The sequence below is a fragment of the Achromobacter pulmonis genome (assembly GCF_002885955.2).
Taxonomy (GTDB): domain Bacteria; phylum Pseudomonadota; class Gammaproteobacteria; order Burkholderiales; family Burkholderiaceae_B; genus Achromobacter; species Achromobacter pulmonis_A.
On record NZ_POQS01000001.1, the window covers coordinates 789630 to 807520 of the forward strand.

General features: G+C 69.2%; 17 protein-coding genes. 5 read left to right on the forward strand and 12 right to left on the reverse strand.

Translation table 11 applies throughout. The features are described 5' to 3' along the window. Position 1: 1 nt before the first annotated feature. The 3 genes from C1I89_RS03630 to C1I89_RS03640 all read right to left on the reverse strand — a co-directional run bounded on the left by C1I89_RS03630 (position 2) and on the right by C1I89_RS03640 (position 5191). The gene (locus C1I89_RS03630; RefSeq protein WP_102771401.1) at positions 2-2626 is read right to left on the reverse strand and encodes an AAA family ATPase; all 2625 of its coding nucleotides are present in this window, start codon (positions 2624-2626) and stop codon (positions 2-4) included. Continuing rightward, the gene (locus C1I89_RS03635; RefSeq protein ID WP_102771402.1) at positions 2623-3750 is read right to left on the reverse strand and encodes a metallophosphoesterase family protein; all 1128 of its coding nucleotides are present in this window, start codon (positions 3748-3750) and stop codon (positions 2623-2625) included. The genes C1I89_RS03630 and C1I89_RS03635 overlap by 4 nt, the downstream gene beginning before the upstream one ends. A gap of 139 nt (positions 3751-3889) precedes the next feature. Next, complete coding sequence (locus tag C1I89_RS03640) at positions 3890-5191, reverse strand: D-amino acid dehydrogenase (RefSeq protein WP_102771403.1); 1302 nt, start codon at positions 5189-5191, stop codon at positions 3890-3892. 135 nt (positions 5192-5326) lie between these two features. Between C1I89_RS03640 and C1I89_RS03645 the strand changes: the two genes are divergently transcribed. The 5 genes from C1I89_RS03645 to C1I89_RS03665 all read left to right on the forward strand — a co-directional run bounded on the left by C1I89_RS03645 (position 5327) and on the right by C1I89_RS03665 (position 7799). Next, positions 5327-5794: a winged helix-turn-helix transcriptional regulator gene (locus tag C1I89_RS03645; RefSeq protein WP_102771404.1), complete on the forward strand. Its 468-nt coding sequence runs from the start codon at positions 5327-5329 to the stop codon at positions 5792-5794. 109 nt (positions 5795-5903) lie between these two features. Beyond that, positions 5904-6554, forward strand: a complete 651-nt coding sequence (locus C1I89_RS03650; protein ID WP_102771405.1) for a DUF502 domain-containing protein — start codon at positions 5904-5906, stop codon at positions 6552-6554. A gap of 13 nt (positions 6555-6567) precedes the next feature. Then, positions 6568-6813, forward strand: coding sequence for an RNA-binding S4 domain-containing protein (locus tag C1I89_RS03655; protein WP_102771406.1), 246 nt, complete (start codon positions 6568-6570; stop codon positions 6811-6813). 32 nt (positions 6814-6845) lie between these two features. Then, positions 6846-7421: a restriction endonuclease gene (locus C1I89_RS03660; protein ID WP_102771407.1), complete on the forward strand. Its 576-nt coding sequence runs from the start codon at positions 6846-6848 to the stop codon at positions 7419-7421. Between the two features lie 15 nt (positions 7422-7436). Then, positions 7437-7799 (forward strand): DUF2784 domain-containing protein, encoded by a 363-nt coding sequence (locus C1I89_RS03665; RefSeq protein WP_102771408.1) that lies wholly within the window; start codon positions 7437-7439, stop codon positions 7797-7799. A gap of 8 nt (positions 7800-7807) precedes the next feature. On the opposite strand, the gene C1I89_RS03670 is transcribed toward C1I89_RS03665, so the two are convergent. The 9 genes from C1I89_RS03670 to C1I89_RS03710 all read right to left on the reverse strand — a co-directional run bounded on the left by C1I89_RS03670 (position 7808) and on the right by C1I89_RS03710 (position 17808). Then, positions 7808-8935, reverse strand: coding sequence for an acyl-CoA dehydrogenase family protein (locus C1I89_RS03670; protein ID WP_102771409.1), 1128 nt, complete (start codon positions 8933-8935; stop codon positions 7808-7810). A 108-nt stretch (positions 8936-9043) separates the two neighbouring features. Then, positions 9044-10864: a glycoside hydrolase family 15 protein gene (locus tag C1I89_RS03675; RefSeq protein WP_102771410.1), complete on the reverse strand. Its 1821-nt coding sequence runs from the start codon at positions 10862-10864 to the stop codon at positions 9044-9046. 6 nt (positions 10865-10870) lie between these two features. Next, positions 10871-11692, reverse strand: a complete 822-nt coding sequence (locus C1I89_RS03680; protein ID WP_102771411.1) for a glucose 1-dehydrogenase — start codon at positions 11690-11692, stop codon at positions 10871-10873. Positions 11693-11772: 80 nt separating this feature from the next. Further along, positions 11773-13503: an ABC transporter substrate-binding protein gene (locus tag C1I89_RS03685; RefSeq protein ID WP_102771412.1), complete on the reverse strand. Its 1731-nt coding sequence runs from the start codon at positions 13501-13503 to the stop codon at positions 11773-11775. Positions 13504-13612: 109 nt separating this feature from the next. Continuing rightward, complete coding sequence (locus C1I89_RS03690; RefSeq protein WP_102771413.1) at positions 13613-13921, reverse strand: DUF2160 domain-containing protein; 309 nt, start codon at positions 13919-13921, stop codon at positions 13613-13615. Between the two features lie 24 nt (positions 13922-13945). Beyond that, entirely contained in the window at positions 13946-14758 is an 813-nt protein-coding gene (locus tag C1I89_RS03695; protein ID WP_102771414.1) for a carbohydrate ABC transporter permease, read from the reverse strand. Continuing rightward, on the reverse strand, positions 14751-15641 hold the full coding sequence (locus tag C1I89_RS03700; protein ID WP_102771415.1) for a carbohydrate ABC transporter permease: 891 nt from the start codon (positions 15639-15641) through the stop codon (positions 14751-14753). The genes C1I89_RS03695 and C1I89_RS03700 overlap by 8 nt, the downstream gene beginning before the upstream one ends. Then, positions 15638-16723 carry an ABC transporter ATP-binding protein gene (locus tag C1I89_RS03705; protein ID WP_102771416.1) on the reverse strand — a complete coding sequence of 362 codons (1086 nt, stop codon included), beginning with the start codon at positions 16721-16723 and terminating at the stop codon, positions 15638-15640. The genes C1I89_RS03700 and C1I89_RS03705 overlap by 4 nt, the downstream gene beginning before the upstream one ends. Continuing rightward, complete coding sequence (locus C1I89_RS03710; protein WP_102771417.1) at positions 16723-17808, reverse strand: ABC transporter ATP-binding protein; 1086 nt, start codon at positions 17806-17808, stop codon at positions 16723-16725. Before C1I89_RS03710 ends, C1I89_RS03705 begins: the two co-directional genes overlap by 1 nt. Between the last annotated feature and the right edge of the window lie 83 nt (positions 17809-17891).

The window sequence follows — 17891 nt, forward strand, 5'->3', positions numbered from 1 at the left end:
GTCAAGCGATCCGGCGCTGTTCCACGCCCATGTCGCGCCAGGCTTCGCCGTGGCAGGTGAACATCAGGATCTGGTGGCGCGTGGCGGCGTCGAACAGCGCGCGCTTCATGAAGTCGCGGCGCGCGTCGTCGGTGTGGACCAGCGCGTCGTCCAGCAACAACAGCGTCGGTCGCCCGGCTTCGCGCAGCAGGTCGGCGTAGGCGAAGCGCGCCAGGATGCCGAGCTGTTCGCGCGTGCCGAAGCTGAGCGCGGCCAGCGGGTCTTCGCCGTGCGCGCGGCGCAGCGCCGCGGGCAGCAGGCCATCGTCGAGCCGCAGGTCGGCATCGGGGAACAGCAGCGCCAGATAATGGTTCAGGCGGCGCGCCAGCGGCGCCTGCAGCCGCTGGGTGGCGGCCGCCCGGCGTTCGGTGAGCAGGCCCAGCAGCAGGTCCAGGGCCGCCGCGCGGTGGGCCAGTTCGTCGCGCCGCCGTTCCAGGCGCTCGCAGGACGCCGCCGCTTCGGACAGGCGTTCGCCCAGCCCTTGCGCGCCGGCCTGGTCCAGCTTGCCCTGCAGCTGCAGGATGTCGCCGTGGCGCTTGTGCTGCGCATCGCGCTCGATGGCGGCGGACTTTTCGTAGCGCCGCACGTCCTGCTCCAGCAGTTCGGGCTGATGGCCGGCCAGCGCGGCCTGGGCCTCGCGCACGCGGCGTTCGAGCGCATCGTGGCCGCTGCGCGCCTCGGCCAGCCGGGCGGCGCGGTCCTGGCGCTGGGCGATGCGTTCGGGCGATTCCAGGTCGGCGCCGCGCGCGGCCGCCTGCGCTTCCAGCAGCTGGGCGCGGGCGTGTTCGGCGTCCATCGCGCGCTGCGCGTCGGCCAGCGTCTTCTCGGCCTGGGCCGCGCCAGCCTCGGCTGCGCGCAGCGCCTGCGTGGCCGCCTGCAGGTCGCCGTCGCCGGCCTCGTCCGCGGGCGGCAGCTTGGCCAGCCGCTCCTCCAGCTGGGCGCGGCGCGCCCTGGCTTCCTCGCGCTGGCTGCGCAGCGCGTCCACGCCCTTGGGCGCATGGATGGCGAGCGCGCGGCGCATGCCGTCGAGCTCGCGCAGCAGCGCGCCGTAGCGGGCGTGGCGCTGCTCGGCCTCGGCCAGGGTATCGACGCCCAGGCGCTTGCACCAGGCGGCGCAGGCGGCGACCGCCTCGTCCAGGTCGCGCCTGAGCGCGGGCAGATCCTTGCCGCCCGGCTCGATGCGGAAACGGCCCACGCCGGGCAGTTCCAGTTCGGCCGCCTCGGTCAGCAGCACCTCGTCGACGCCGCTCAGCGCCCGGCCGTCCAGGCGCGCGTCGCGCCCCGGCTCCAGCGCGTAGGACAGGCGCGTGGCGATGGCCTGCTGCTGCAGTTGCAGATTGGCGCGTTCGCGTTCGGCCTTGCGCAAGGCCTCGATATCGGCGTCCGCGATCTCGATCCGCACGCTTTCGGCCTTCAGCGCGGAGCCTTGTTCGATCAGCGCGGCGGCTTCCTTCAGCGCGTGCGCCAGGCGCTCGATCTCGGGGTCGAGCTGGGCCAGCTGACGCTCCAGGTCGCGCCGGTCGGCCACGGCCTGCAAGGCGGCCACGCGCCGGCTCGCGGCCTGCACCGCCTCGGCCTGGTCCTGGCGCTGGCGCTGGGCGCGGGCTAGCGGTTCGAGCGCGGCTTCGGCGCGGCCGCGCGCGGCGCGGGCCTCCCCGGCCAGCGCCTGGTGCGCCGCGGCGTCCTGCTGGTCGCGCTGGACCTGGTCCTGCAGCAGAGCCAGCGTCTGCGCGGCCTGCGCCTGTTCGCGGCGCAGGCCTTCCAGGGCCTCGCGTTCCCGGGCCACGGCGGCCAGCCGGGTGCGCGCCTCGGCGGCCTTGGCCTCGAAGTCTTTCCAGGGTTCGCCGGCGCGGGCGCGCTCGTGTTCGCGGCGCAGCTCGGCCAGGCGATCGACGTCGGCCTCGAGCTGGGCCATGGCCTGCGCGCACTCGTCGCGCTCGGCCGTCGCACGCGCCAACGCGTCCTCGGCCTCTTTGTAGACGCCCTTGGGGCGGCTGTTGCGCGCGTCCAGCAGCGCGCCGCGCTCGGCGGCCACGCGCTCGTACAGGCGGTCGCCGTCGCCGCCGGCCAGTTCGCCGGACAACTGCGTCAGCGCGTCGCGCAAGTGCGCACCCGCATGGTCGGCCGCGTCATGCAGGTTCTGGCCTTCGCCCTGCTGGATCCAGAGCAGGCCCGGAATGCCCGCCAGTTCGGGCTTGCTCTGGCCGCGCGCGGCCAGTTCGAAACCCAGCAGCGCGGCCAGCGCGTTCTCGGCCTCTTCGCCTTCGAGCCGGCGCGCGCCGCCGTCGACCAGCAGTTCGCAGCGGGCGCGCGACAGGAACTGTTTTTTCAGCACATAGTCGTGGCCGGCGTGCGAGAACGCCAGCTCCACGCCAGGGCGCGCGCCGGACTCGCCGCGCGGCGCCAGGTCGGCGACCTTGCTGGTGCTGTAGCGCTCCAGGAAAGCCGCGCGGATGGCCGCCGCCACCGTGCTCTTGCCGGCCTCGTTCGGCCCCACGAACAGGTTCAGGCCGTCTTCCAGGCCGTCCAGCACCAGCGGCTGGCGGAACTTGCGGAATTCTTCCAGGGCGATGCGCGAGAGCTTCATTTCGCACCTCCCGGCACGGCGCTTTCGCGCTGGAACCTGAGCAGCAGCCGCAAGGCCTCGCCCGCCACCGCCGACTGCGCGGGGTCGGCCTGCAAGGCCTGCAATTGCGCCGCCACCTCGCCCACGTAGCCGCTGGCGCGCAGCTCGGCCAGGTCGGCCTCGTCCGGCTCCAGCTTCAGGCCCGACAGGTCCGGCAGCAAGGCGCGCACCTGCGCCGCCGTCCGGTCCACCGCCTGCTGCAGCGCCTCCCAGGTCTCCATGTTGACGTGCCCCTGCACGTCCAGGCGCAGCACGTCCTGCGCGTCGAGCGCGGCCATGCGTTCGGCCAGCGCCTGCGCGTCGCTGGGCAGGCTCAGCGTCTCCGACCAGGCCGACCAGCGGTAGCGCCCGGTGGCCAGCCGTTCGACGGCCGGCGCCGCGCCCGGGGCCTCGATGCGCACGTCCAGCACGTAGCCGGGCTCGTTGCCGCGAAAGCGGTCCTGCTCGGGCGTGCCGGCATACCAGGTGCGCTCGTCGATGGCGAGGCAGCCATGCCAGTCGCCCAGCGCCAGGTAATCGAGCCGCGCACGGGCGGCGCGGTCGGGCGCGATGGGATTGGTGGCGTCGATGTTGTCCGGCAGCCGTCCCGCCACGCTGCCGTGCGCCAGCCCCACGCGAAAACGCCCCGGCGCGGTCTCCAGGCCGTCGAAGGCCTGGGTCACGTCGTCGTAGGTATGGCGCTGGGTGAGCGGCGCGGCCAGCACCGCGAGATCGATGGCCGGCAGGTCCACCACGCCGATGGCCGGCGGCGCCTGCACGTTGGGCGGAATGCAGCCCAGCTGCCGGGCCCGGCTCCAGACGCTGTCGGCCAGCGCCGCGTCGTGGTTGCCGGCGATCATGACCCAGGGTCCGGCATAGGCCGCCATGGCGCCGAACAGCCGGCGTATCGTGCGGTCCGACACGCCCTGCGTATCGAACACGTCGCCCGCCACCAGCACGGCGTCCACTTGGCGTTCGGCGGCCAGCGCGGCGATGCGCGCCACGGCCTCGAAGCGCGCCTCGGCCAGCATGGCGGCGTCATCGGTTTCGAACTGGCCGTATTGCCGCCCGATCTGCCAGTCGGCGGTGTGCAGGAAATGGATCATGCGCGGGATTGTAGGCCGAAGCGGGGTCGGGCCGGCGATGCGGCAACGTCATGATCGTAGGATGGGTGCAGCGCGAGACTGTCTGGACAAGAACGCAATCAGAAAACGCGCGGAACCCATCGTCCGCAAATCGCCCGTTTCACGCGCCCTTGCTGTCCAGCACCAGCGGCCGCCCGGCGGCGGATTTGCGGTCGTAGCGCGAAATATCCAGCCCGTCCGTGCGGATGGCCGGGCGCTGGCCCATGACCAGGTCGGCCACCAGCTTGCCCGAGCCGCAGGCCATGGTCCAGCCCAGGGTGCCGTGGCCCGTGTTCAGGTACAGGTTGCCGTAGCGGGTCGGGCCGACCACGGGCGTGCTGTCCGGGGTCATGGGGCGCAGGCCGGTCCAGAATTCGGCGCGGGCCACGTCGCCGCTGCCCGGGAACAGGTCGTTGACGACCAGTTCCAGCGTCTTGCGGCGGGCGTCTTTCAGGCGCAGGTCGAAGCCCGACAGCTCGGCCATGCCGCCGACGCGGATGCGCTTGTCGAAGCGGGTGACGGCGATCTTGTAGGTTTCGTCCAGGATGGTGGAGACCGGCGCGGCCGACTCGTCCGTCATGGGGATGGTGAGCGAATAGCCCTTGACCGGATACACCGGCAGGTCCAGGCCCAGCGGCTCCAGGAAGCCGCGCGTGTAGCTGCCGAAGGCGGCGACGTAGCGGTCCGCCGTCAGCACTTCGTTGCCCACGCGCACGCCGGTGATCTGGCCGCCCGCGGTGTTCAGGCCGGCCACGGCCTGGCCGTAGCGGAATTCCACGCCCAGCCCGGCCGCCAGCTCGGCCAGCCGGGTGGTGAACAGCTGGCAGTCGCCGGTCTCGTCGTTGGGCAGGCGCAGGCCGCCGGCCAGCTTGTCGATGGAGCGGGCCAGCGCCGGCTCGGCCGTCGACAGGCGGTTGCGGTCGAGCAGTTCGTAGGGCACGCCCACTTCTTCGAGCACGGAGATGTCGCGGCGCGCGGCTTCGAGCTGCGCCTCGGTGCGGAACAGCTGCAACGTGCCGCGCGTGCGCTCTTCATAATGGATGCCGGTGGAGGCGCGCAGTTCGCGCAGGCAGTCGCGGCTGTACTCGGACAGGCGCAGCATGCGTTCCTTGTTGACGGCGTAACGCTCGGCCGAACAGTTGGCCAGCATGGCGGCCATCCATTTGAGCTGGAACAGGCTGCCGTCCAGGCGGATGGCCAGCGGCGCGTGTTTCTGGAACAGCCATTTGACGGCTTTCAGCGGGATGCCGGGCGCGGCCCAGGGCGTGGAATAGCCCGGCGACACCTGGCCGGCGTTGGCGTAGCTGGTCTCCAGTGCGGCCGCGGGCTGGCGGTCCAGCACCGTCACTTTGGCGCCCTGGCGGGCCAGGTAGTACGCGGTCGTGGTGCCGATGACGCCGCTGCCGAGGACGATCACATGCATGATTCTTTCCGATGTTTGGTTTTATGCAGGAATTTCGGTAGTCTATGACCCTCGTCACAGTGAAAGACACTGAAAAATCCGTTTTGGCAGTGGTTTTTCCCGCCCAATACCCGTTTTCCGATCGCCCGTAGTGAAATGCGCGACCTCGACCGTATCGACCTGAAAATCCTGGATATCCTGCAGCGCGAAGGCCGGATTTCGGTCACCGAACTGGCCGACCGGGTGAACCTGTCGGCCACGCCCTGCTCGGACCGCATCAAGCGGATGGAGCGCGACGGCGTCATCACGGGTTACCATGCGCGCGTCAATCCGGCGGCGCTGGGCAAGAACCTGCTGGTGTTCCTCGAAATCAAGCTCTCGGCCAAGTCGGGCGACGTGTTCGACAAGGTCAAGAACGAGCTGCTGTACGTGCCCGAGGTCATGGAGTGCCACCTGGTTTCGGGCGACTTCGACTACCTGGTCAAGGCGCGCCTGACCGAAATGAACGAGTACCGCCGTCTCCTGGGCGAAATCCTCAAGCGCCTGCCGGCTTCGGCCGAGTCGCACAGCTATGTGGTGATGGAGGAAATCAAGGAAACGCTGTACCTGCCGGTGGACCGCTAGGCGCGCGGCGCGTTCTTCGCGGTTTGTTACCGGATGGGACCGCGCCGGCTGCTATGCTGGCGGCCCCCGGATCGCGCCTCAGCGCACCGACCCCATTTTTACTCCGCCTATGACTCGACTCTACAAGTATTTCTTCCGCGGCCTGATCACCGTGCTGCCGCTGGCGTTGACGCTGTATCTGCTCTATATCTTCCTGGCCTGGACCGAAGCGGTGGCGCTGACCTTCCTGCGCCCGTTCATCGGCGGCTTCTACGTGCCCGGCATGGGCCTGGCGCTGGGCATCCTGGGCATTCTGGCGATCGGCTACCTGGTCTCCAAGGAGCGCGTGCAGCGCGTGCTGGTGCTGCTGGAAATGCCGTTCACCAACCTGCCGGTGGTCAAGAGCATTTATTCGTCGCTCAAGAGCTTCGCCGACTATTTCTCGCCCAGCTCCAAGAACACCGCCCAGCAGGTGGTGGTGCTGCGCGTGCCCGGCCAGCAGCTGGAGCTGGTGGGCCTGGTGACCCGCCGCAGCATGGAAGGCCTGCCCGAAGGCTTCACGCAGGAAAACCGCGTGGCGGTCTACCTGCCGATGGGGTACATGATCGGCGGCTACACCGTGTTCGTGCCGCAGGAATGGGTGCAGCCGATCGACATGTCGGTCGAGGAAGCCATGCGCTCGTCGCTGATCGCCTGGATGGCGCGCGCCGAAACCAATAACCGCCCGGCCGCGCCGGTCGCGCCCCAGCCTCCCGGCGACGCGCCGCGCAGCCAGGCCTGAGCCAGGACCTTCCATGCCCATCATCGAATTCACGCTGGCGCCAGGCTGCCCCTATATCGAAGTCAACCAATTGCTCAAGGCCGCCGGCGTCTGCGACAGCGGCGGCGCGGGCAAGATGCTGGTGGCCGACGGCCTGGTCCAGGTCGGCGGCGTGCCGGAAACGCGCAAGACCGCCAAGATCCGCGCCGGCCAGATCGTGACCTGCGGCGATGCGCGCATCGTGGTGCGCGCCGCCGCGGCCGGCGACGAGCCGGCCTGATCCTCTTTTCTACCGCCCCACCGCGAGCCGCCATGAAATTCAAGATGTCCCAGAACTCCATCTTCGCCGTCCTGCTGCGCTCGCCGTGGTGGATGAGCGCGGGGGTGGCCGTGCTGCTGTCGGCGGGAGGCTTCGCCGCCCTGCCGCTGGAGTACGCGGCGATGGGCGTGTTCGCGGCGATCCCGTTCGTGGTGATCGCCATCATGGCGGCCTACAAGCAGATGCGCGCCCCGTCGGACGCGCGCGTGCAGGCCGTGACGCAGGCCGCGGCCGCCATGTCCTGGGCGGAGTTCGCGCGCACCGTGGAGGCGGGCTTCCAGCGCGACGGCTGCGAGGTGCAGCGCCTGCAGGCCGCCGGCGCCGACTTCGCGCTCAGCAAGGACGGCCACGTAGCCATCGTCAGCGCCCGGCGCTGGAAGGCGGCCCGCGTCGGCGTCGAGCCGCTGCGCGAGTTGCAGGCGGCGCGCGAGCAGCGCGGCGCGCGCGAAGCCATCTATATCGCCCTGGGCGATGTTTCGGAAAACGCGCGGCAATACGCGCGCGCGCAAGGCGTGTCGCTGATGGCCGCGCCGGAACTGACCCGGCTGCTGCGCGACCTGAAAACCTGAGGCCGGGATGCGCCGATGAGCTACCGCCTGCTTGCCGACCTGGTGCTCATCGTCCATGCGCTGTTCGTGGCCTTCGTCGCCTTCGGCAGCCTGCTGGCGCTATGGAAACCCCGGATCGCCTGGCTGCACCTGCCGGCGATGGCCTGGGGCGCGCTGGTCGTGGGCATGGGCTGGATCTGCCCGCTCACCCCGCTGGAGGTCTCGCTGCGGCGCCAGGCCGGCCAGGAGGGCTATGAAGGCGGCTTCATCGAACACTACCTGCTGGGCCTGATCTACCCCGCGGACATCGGCCGCGGTTCGCAGATCGCCCTGGCCGTGCTGCTGCTGGCCGGCAACGCCATCGTCTATGCCTTGTGGGCCCGGCGCCGCCGGCGCTGAACGCCGCGCTACAGATTGCGCGCGATGACCAGCCGCTGGATGTCGCTGGTGCCTTCGTAGATCTGGCAGACGCGCACGTCGCGGTAGATGCGCTCGACCGGGAAATCCTTCAGGTAGCCGTAGCCGCCCAGGGTCTGGATGGCCGCCGAACACACACGCTCGGCCATCTCGGAGGCGAACAGCTTGGCCATCGAGGCCTCGGTCAGCGCAGGCCGGCCGGCGGCGCGCAGGGCCGCGGCGTGCAGCACCATCTGGCGCGCGGCGTGGATCTGCGTGGCCATGTCGGCCAGCCGGAACGACACCGCCTGGTGTTCGAAGATGGGCTTGCCGAAGGCCTGCCGGTCGCGGGCGTAGTCGCGCGCGCATTCGAAGGCCGCGCGCGCCATGCCGACCGACTGCGAGGCGATGCCGATGCGCCCGCCTTCCAGGTTGGACAGCGCGATCCTGTAGCCCTCGCCCTCCTCGCCCAGGCGGCAGGACGCCGGGATGCGCAGGTCTTCGAAAGCGATCTGGCAGGTGTCGGAGGCGTGCTGGCCGAGCTTGTCCTCGACCCGCAGGACCTTGTAGCCCGGGGTGTCGGTGGGCACGATGAACGCGGAGATGCCGCGCTTGCCGGCTTCGGGGTCGGTCACCGCGAACACGATCACGGTCTGGCCGTTGCGCCCCGAGGTGATGAACTGCTTGCCGCCGTTGAGCACGTAGCCGTCGCCGTCGCGGCGCGCGCGGGTCTGCAGGCTGCTGGCGTCGGAACCTGCCTGCGGCTCGGTCAGCGCGAAGGCGCCGATGTGCTCGCCGCGCGCCAGCGGCCGCAGGAAGCGTTCCTTCTGCTCGTCGGTGCCGAATTTCAGGATGGGCATGCAGGCCACCGAGTTGTGCACGCTCATGATGGTGGAGCAGGCGCCGTTGCCGGCGGCGATTTCTTCCAGCGCGACCGCGTACGACACGTAGCCGCTGTCGTTGCCGTCCCATTCCTCCGGCACCAGCATGCCGAAGAATCCGAGCTGCGCCATTTCGGCGATGGCGTCGGCGGGATAGTGATGGTCGCGGTCCCAGCGTTCGGCGTTGGGCGCCAGGCGCTCCTGCGCGAAGCGGCGCGCCATGTCCTGGATGCTGAGCTGTTCTTCGGTCAAAAGCATGTTTGTCTCCTGAGTGCGCCGTCCGGCCTGCGGGGTCGCGACCCGGCTCTGCGCGCGCGTCGCGGCCCGTCATGGGGACCGCGCCGACTGCGAGAATACACCGCCGCGTCAGGCGCGCGGCGCGTCCTGTTCGGCGCGCTGGCGCGCCGGCCCCATGGCGCGGCTCAGGTTGTAGGCGGTGTTGACCAGGCCGATGTGCGAGAAGCCCTGCGGGAAGTTGCCGATCAGGCGCCGGCGCACCACGTCGTATTCCTCGGACAGCAGGCCCAGGTCGTTGCGCAGGGACAGCAGCCGCTCGAACAGGCGCTCGGCGTCGTCGAGCCGGCCCAGCATCACGTAGGCGTCGGCCAGCCAGAAGCTGCAGGCCAGGAATACGCCCTCCTCGCCCTGCAGCCCGTCGTCGGTAAGGTCGGTGGAATAGCGCCGCAGCAGGCCGTCGCGCAGCAGCCCGCGCTCGATGGCCTGCACCGTGCCGGCCACGCGCGGGTCCTCGGCGGGCAGAAAGCCCACCTGCGGGATCAGCAGCAGGCTGGCGTCCAGCGCGGTCGAGCCGTAGCTCTGCACGAAGCAGCCGCGCGCGCGGTCGTAGCCGTTTTCGCAGATGTCGGCGCGGATCTGGTCGCGCAGGCGGCGCCAGGCCACGACCGGGCCTTTCAGGCCGAAGCGTTCGCAGCCCTTGACCGCGCGGTCGAAGGCCACCCAGCACATCAGCCGCGAATGCGTGAAGGCGCGGCGCTCGCCGCGCACCTCCCAGATGCCGTGGTCCAGCTCCGTCCAGCGCCGCGCCAGCGGCTCCAGCAGCACCTTCTGCAGCCGCCAGGCCTCGGCCAGCGGCGCGAGGTCGGCCGCGCGCGCGGCGTACAGGGTTTCGATCAGCTCGCCGTAGACGTCGAACTGGCTCTGGCCGGCCGCGTCGTTGCCGATGCGCACCGGCAGGCTGGAGGCATAGCCGGGCAGCCAGGGAATCTCCAGTTCCGGCAGCCAGCGTCCGCCGGCGATGCCGTACATGATCTGGAGCTGGTCGGGGTGCCCGGCCACGGCGCGCAGCAGCCATTGGCGCCAGGCCTCGGCCTCTTCGCGGTAGCCGGCGTTGAGCAGCGCGTACAGCGTGAGCGCCGAGTCGCGCAGCCAGCAATGGCGGTAGTCCCAGTTGCGCGCGCCGCCCAGCGTCTCGGGCAGCGAGGTGGTGGGCGCGGCGATGATGCCGCCGGTGGGCTGGAAGGTCAGCAGCTTGAGCGTGATCAGCGAACGCACCACCGCGTCGCGGCGTTCGTCGGCCGGCCCTTCCCAGTGGCAGCGCTTGGCCCATTCCTGCCACCAGGATATGGTGCGGTCCATGCTTTCGACGCGGTCGGGCACGAAGTGCGGCGTGCGGTGCGAGCGGTGGTAGGACAGCGTGAACGGCACCACCCGCCCCTGGTGCACGCTGAAGCGCGCGGTGGTCTTGAGGTCGTGCCCTTCCATCTCCACCGGCGTGTGCAGTTCGACCGCGTCCGGCCCGGCGATGGCGCTCAGGCCGTAGTCGCGCCGCCGCACCCAGGGCACGGCCTGGCCGTAGTTGAAGCGCAGCACCAGGTCCATGTCCATCAGCACGTGGCCGGAATCGCCGCGCACCACGCGCACCAGGTCCACGCGCTCGTCGTCTTCGCTCAACGGCATGAAGTCGTACATCGTCGCCACGCCCGAGGCGGTCTCGAAACGCGTTTCCAGCACGGCGGTGTCGGGCACGTAGCGGCGCGAGACGACAGCGCGCTGGCCATGCGGGGCGATGCGCCAGCGTCCGTGGCGCGCGTCGCCCAGCAGCGCGGCGAAACAGGCCGGCGAGTCGAAATGCGGCAGGCAGAGCCAGTCGATGGAGCCGTCGCGCGCCACCAGCGCGGCAGACAGCATGTTGCCGATGAGCCCGTAGTCTTCCAGCGGCTTGGACATACGCGGTCAGCCCGCGCCGCGGAATTCGGGATACAGCGTCATCCCGCCGTCGACGAACAGGGTCGTGCCGGTCACGTAGTCGGACGCGTCGCCGGCCAGCCAGACGGCGGCCCGCGCCACGTCCTCCGGCTCGCCGATGCGGCCGTACGGAATCAGCTTGAGCAGCCTGGCCAGGCTTTCGGGGCTGTCCCAGGCCGGCCGGTTGATGGCTGTGCGTATCGCCCCGGGCGCGATCGAATTGACGCGGATGCGGGCCGGCGCCAGTTCCTGGGCCAGCGACTTCATCAGCATCGACAGCCCGCCCTTGGACGCCGCGTAATTGACCTGGAAGGCCCAGGGGATGAGCTCGTGGACCGAACTGATGAAGAGGATGTTGCCGCGCGACAGGCCTTTGCGCGCCGGGTCGGCCGGCTGGGATTCGTAGGCCCGGGCCGCGGCGCGGGCGCACAGGAAATGGCCGGTGAGGTTCACGTCGATGACGCGCTTCCAGTCGGCCAGCGTCATGTCGGCGACGGGCGCGGGATGCTCGATGCCGGCGTTGTTGACCAGGATGTCGACGCGGCCGTAGTGGCGCACGGCCTGCTCGAACAGATGCTCGACCTCGGCCTCGCGGCTGATGTCGGCGGCCGCGGCCACGGCCTGGCCGCCCAGGCGCTGCACGGCTTCGACCACGGCGGCCGCGCGCGCCTGCGAGTCGCCGCCCGCGCGGTGATTGACCACCACCCGCGCGCCCGCTTGCGCCAGCGCGATGGCGGTGGCCCGCCCGATGCCCGACGACGCGCCGGTCACCAGCGCGACGCGGTCCTGCAAGTCCGATCCCTGTCGCATGCCGTCTCCTTCAGGAACGATCAGGTTAGTACCGCCCGCCGGGGCGGTACAAGCCGGATGCGCAACAGGGTTTTACACGGCTACCGGACCTTGCCCTCCTTCCAGGCGGCCAGCAGCTTCTCGTACGGAATGGTCTCGCCCTTGGGCTTCTCGTTGTCGAGCTTCTTCCAGGGCGCGTGCTGGTCGGACAGCCACTTGGACGGATTGCTCTTGGCATTGAGCTTGGGCGCGCACTGCGCCATCCCCGCCCGCTCCAGGCGCGCCATGACCTGGTCCATTTCGTTGGCCAGGTTGTCCATGGCGGCCTGCGGCGTCTTCTCGCCGGTGACCGCGGTGGCCACGTTCTTCCACCACAGCTGCGCCAGCTTGGGGTAGTCGGGCACGTTGTTGCCGGTGGGCGTCCAGGCCACGCGCGCCGGGCTGCGGTAGAACTCGATCAGCCCGCCGTAGTTGGCCGCGTTCTTGGTGAAGAACTCGCTGTTGATGTCGCTGTCGCGGATGAAGGTCAGGCCGGTGATGGACTTCTTGAGCGAGACCGACTTGGACGTGACGAACTGCGCGTAGAGCCAGGCGCCGGCCAGCCGGTCGGGGTTGGTGGACTTGAAGAAGGTCCACGAGCCCACGTCCTGGTAGCCGTTCTGCATGCCGTCCTTCCAGTACGGGCCGTAGGGCGACGGCGCCATGCGCCATTTCGGCGTGCCGTCGTCGTTGACCACCGGCAGGCCCTTCTTGGTCATGTCGGCGGTGAACGCCGTGTACCAGAAGATCTGCTGCGCGATCTGCCCCTGGGCCGGCACCGGGCCGGATTCGGAGAAGGTCATGCCCATGGCCTGCTGCGGGGCGTACTTCTTCATCCAGTCCACGTACTTGGTCAGCGCGTAGACGGCGGCCGGGCTGTTGGTGGCGCCGCCGCGCGCCACCGAGGCGCCCACCGGCGTGCACTTGTCGTCGGCCACGCGGATACCCCACTCGTCGACCGGCATGCCGTTGGGCAGCCCCTTGTCGGCGGCGCCCGCCATGGACAGCCACGCGTCGGTGAAGCGCCATCCCAGCGACGGGTCTTTCTTGCCGTAGTCCATGTGGCCATAGACCTTCTTGCCGTCGAGTTCCTTGACGTCGTTGGAGAAGAAGTCGGCGATGTCCTCGTAGGCGGACCAGTTGGTCGGCACGCCCAGCTCGTAGCCGTACTTGGCCTTGAACTTGTCTTTCAGGTCCTGGCGCGCGAACCAGTCGGCGCGGAACCAGTAGACGTTGGCGAACTGCTGGTCGGGCAGCTGGTAGAGCTTGCCGTCCGGGGCCGTGGTGAACTTGGTGCCGATGAAGTCCTTGAGGTCCAGGCCGGGGTTGGTCCATTCCTTGCCCGCGCCGGCCATGTAGTCCGACAGCGGCAGGATGGCGCCGTAGCGGTAGTGGGTGCCGATCAGGTCCGAATCCGAGATCCAGCCGTCGTAGATGGACTTGCCGGACTGCATCGAAGTCTGCAGCTTCTCGACCACGTCGCCTTCCTGGATCAGGTCGTGGTTGACCTTGATGCCGGTGATCTCGGTGAAGGCCTTGGCCAGCGTCTTGGACTCGTACTCATGCGTGGTGATGGTCTCGGACACCACGTTGATCTCGGTGACGCCCTTGGCCTTCAGCTTGGCGGCGGCGTCGATGAACCACTTCATCTCGGCCATCTGCTGGTCCTTGGACAACGACGAGGGCTGGAACTCCGAATCGACCCATTTCCTGGCTTCCGGCTCTCCGGCCCACGCCCCCGACGTCCCGATCAGGGCGATGGCGGCCGCCATGGCGTGCATGCGCAATTTCATGACCTGTCTCCTCGATAAGTCTTCCCCGATGTACGCTGCGGACGCTGGCCCGGGAAGACGATGGCCGATAGTCCTTTACCTGCATAACGCAGGGGTCTGCGCCCCCGTTTCAGCCCTTTTTCATGATGAGCGCCAACAACAGCATCGATACCGCGAACCCGATCCAGACCGAGGGCGGTTCGTCCAGCGACAGCCATTCGGCCGCCTTCTCGCCCAGGCCCACGAAGGCCAGGTTGACCCAGGCCGCGGCCATCAGGCCGATGAACAGACGGTCGCCGCGGGTGGTGCGCAGGGGCAGGAACCCCTTGCGCTCGACCGTGGGCGATTTCAGTTCCCATATCGTCATGCCCGCCAGCATCAGGCCGACGCAGGCGAAGAACACGGCGACGGGAACGGTCCATACCATCCAGCTGAACATGAGTCGTCCTCCGGGTTGCCCGCGCTACACGCGGCCCATCGCGAAGCCCTTCGCGATGTAGTGCCGCACGAACCAGATCACGATGCCGCCGGGCACGATGGTCAGCACCCCGGCGGCGGCCAGCACGCCCCAATCCATGCCCGAGGCGGACACGGTGCGGGTCATGGTGGCCACGATGGGCTTGGCGTTGACCGAGGTGAGCGTGCGCGCCAGCAGCAATTCGACCCAGCTGAACATGAAGCAGAAAAACGCCGCCACGCCCACGCCGGACTTGATCAATGGCAAAAAGATTGTCAGGAAAAAGCGCGGGAAGGAATAGCCGTCGACATAGGCGGTTTCATCGATCTCTCGCGGCACGCCGGACATGAAGCCCTCCAGGATCCACACCGCCAGCGGCACGTTGAACACCAGGTGCGCCAGCGCCACCGCCAGGTGGGTGTCCATCAGCCCGAACGAGCTGTAGAGCTGGAAGAACGGCAGCAGGAACACCGCCGGCGGCGTCATGCGGTTGGTCAGCAGCCAGAAGAACACGTGCTTGTCGCCGATGAAGCGGTAGCGCGAGAACGCATAGGCCGCCGGCAGCGCCACCGCCAGCGAGATCACGGTGTTGATGACCACGTAGATCAGCGAGTTGATGTAGCCGGAATACCAGGCCGGATCGGTGAAGATGGTGCGGTAATGCTCCAGGGTGAAATTCTCGGGCCAGAACGTCAGCGTGCTCAGGATTTCGGTATTGGTCTTGAACGACATGTTCAGCATCCAGTACAGCGGCAGGATGGCGAACACGAGATACAGCGCCAGGAATACGCCGCGCCACCAGCTCTTGTTCTCACGCATGGGTGCGCTCCTCGTCGAAACCGCCGGTGGTGCCGGCGCGCTGCATCCAGTTGTAGAGGATGAAGCACAGCAGCAGGATGATCAGGAAATAGATGATGGAGAACGCGGCGGCCGGCCCCAGGTCGAACTGGCCCACGGCCTTCTGCGTCAGGTACTGCGACAGGAAGGTGGTGGCGTTGCCCGGCCCGCCTCCGGTCAGCACGAAAGGCTCGGTGTAGATCATGAAGCTGTCCATGAAGCGCAGCAGCACCGCGATCATGAGCACGCCGCGCAGCTTGGGCAGCTGGATGTAGCGGAACACCGCCAGGCGCGAGGCCCCGTCGATGCGCGCGGCCTGGTAGTAGGCGTCGGGAATCGCGCGCAGGCCCGCATAGCACAGCAGCGCCACCAGCGGCGTCCAGTGCCAGACGTCCATGACCAGCACGGTGACCCAGGCGTCCACGTCGTTGCCGGTGTAGTTGTAGTCCACGCCCAGCCATGACAGCGTCGCGCCCAGCAGCCCGATGTCGGTGCGGCCGAACACCTGCCAGATGGTGCCCACCACGTTCCACGGAATCAGCAGCGACAGCGCGATGATGACCAGCACCGCCGAGGCGCGCCAGCCGGTCGCCGGCATGGACAGTGCCAGCAGGATCCCCAGCGGGATCTCGATGGCCAGCACCGCCAGCGAAAAGCCGATCTGGCGCAGCAGCGCGCCGTGCAGCTCTTCGTCCTGCAGCACGGCGGCGTACCACTCGGTGCCGACGAACACGCGGCGCTCGGGCGAAATGATGTCCTGCACCGAATAGTTGACGATGGTCATCAGCGGCAGGATGGCGGAGAACGCCACGCACAGCACCACGGGCAGCACCAGCAGCCAGGCCCGGTGATCTATGGGTTTCATCGGATCAGCTCCTCGTCGCGGTAGAAGCAGGTGTGCGGGTTGAGCACCCCCAGCCAGGCCGTGTCCCCGGCCGCCGGGATGGCGCCGCCGTTCAGGCGCGCGCGCACCGCGACGCCCTCGTAGTCGGCCACCAGCAGCGTGTAGGTGCCCACGTCCTGCACGCGCTCGACGCGCATGGGCACGGCGCCCGGCGCCTCGGGCTCGGCCAGGCGCAGGTATTCCGGGCGCACGCCCAGCTTGACCGGGCCGGCGCCGGCCAGCGCCGCCGCCGTGGCCTCGGGCACGCCGGCCACGCGCCGGCTGCCGACCTCCAGCGCGCCGTCGCGCCATTGCGCGGGCAGGAAATTCATGCCGGGCGAGCCGATGAAATGGCCCACGAAGGTATGCGCCGGGCGCAGGAACAGATCGTCGGCGGTGCCCACCTGCACGGCGCGTCCGCGCGCCATCACCATGACCTGGTCGGCGAAGGTCAGCGCCTCGGTCTGGTCGTGGGTCACGTAGATCAGGGTCAGCTTGAACTCGCGGTGGATTTCCTTGAGCTTGCGGCGCAGCTCCCATTTGAGCTGCGGATCGATCACGGTCAGCGGCTCGTCGAACAGGATGGCCGACACGTCGCTGCGCACCAGCCCGCGGCCCAGCGAGATCTTCTGCTTGGCGTCGGCGGTCAGGCCGCTGGCGCGGCGGTCCAGCACCGCGGACATGTCCAGCATCTCGGCGATGCGCCCCACCCGCTCGCGCACGCGTTCGGCCGGCATGCCGCGGTTGCGCAGCGGAAACGCCAGGTTCTCGGCCACGGTCATGGTGTCGTAGACCACCGGAAACTGGAAGACCTGGGCGATGTTGCGCGCCTGCGGCGTGCGGCCGGTGACGTCCTGGCCGTCGAACAGAATGCGCCCGTGCGAGGGCCGCAGCAGCCCCGAGACGCAGTTCAGCAGCGTGGTCTTGCCGCAGCCGGACGGCCCCAGCAAAGCGTAGGCGCCGCCGTCCTGGAAGATGAACTTCAGCGGCAGCAGCGCGTAATCGTCATCCGTCCTGGGGTCCGCGACGTAGGAATGGGAGAGGTCCAGCTCGATCTGCGCCATCAGGCCGCCTCCCCCGCGCCGGCCGGCTGGCGCGGCGCGGCCAGCAAGGCGCCGTCGGCGCCGAAGGCATAGGTCTGGGCGGGGTCGAAGTAAAGCTGCACCGGCTGCTCCAGCGTGTAGCGGTGCACGCCGGGCAGTTGCGCCACCACGTCGCCGGCCGCGGTCTCGGCGTGCACGAACGTGTCGGAGCCGGAAATCTCGGCCAGCTTCATCACGCCCGGCAGGCGGATATGCCCGGGGCGCGGCTCCACGTCCAGCGCGCCGGCGCGCAGGCCGGCGGTGAGATCGCCGGCGGCTTCCGGGGGCAGCGCGCGCGCCACTTCCATCTCGCCTTGCAGGGTGAAGCCCGACGCCGTGCGGCGCGCCGGGAACAGGTTCATGGGGGGATCGCTGAAGGCGCGCGCCACCCGCAGGGAATTGGGGCGGTGGAAGACGTCGACGGTCGGCCCGTATTGCAGCAGTTCGCCGGCGTCCAGCACCGCGGTGTGGCCGCCCAGCAACAGCGCCTCGCCCGGTTCGGTGGTGGCGTAGACGACGGTGGAACGGCCTTCGGCGAACAATTCCGACAGTTCGTCGCGCAATTCCTCGCGCAGCTTGTAGTCCAGGTTGACCAGCGGCTCGTCCAGCAGGATCAGCGGCGCGTCCTTGGCCAGCGCGCGCGCCAGCGCCACGCGCTGCTGCTGCCCGCCCGACAGTTCCGACGGGTAGCGTTCCAGCAGGTGGTCGATGTGCAGGCGGGCCGCCATGGCGCGGACCTTGGCGCCGATGTCGCCGGCGCCGCGCAGCTTGAGTGGCGAGGCGATGTTGTCGTAGACCGACATGGACGGGTAGTTGATGAACTGCTGGTACACCATGGCGACGTTACGCTGGCGCACCGGCACGCCGGTGACGTCGGCGCCGTCGGCCAGCACGCGGCCCTCGGTGGGCCGGTCCAGCCCGGCCATGATGCGCATCAGCGTAGTCTTGCCCGCCAGGGTCGCCCCCAGCAGCACCGTCATGGCCCCCTCGACCGGCGCGAGGCTCATGGGATACAGGTGGGTCTGCGAGCCCGCCCGCAAACTTACCCTGTCCAGGTTCAGCTGCATCTGATCTCCTCTACCTACTAATACGTCCCTGTTTTATTGCAACGCGGACTTCAGTATTCGGTACAGCGGCCCGGCCTGCGCCT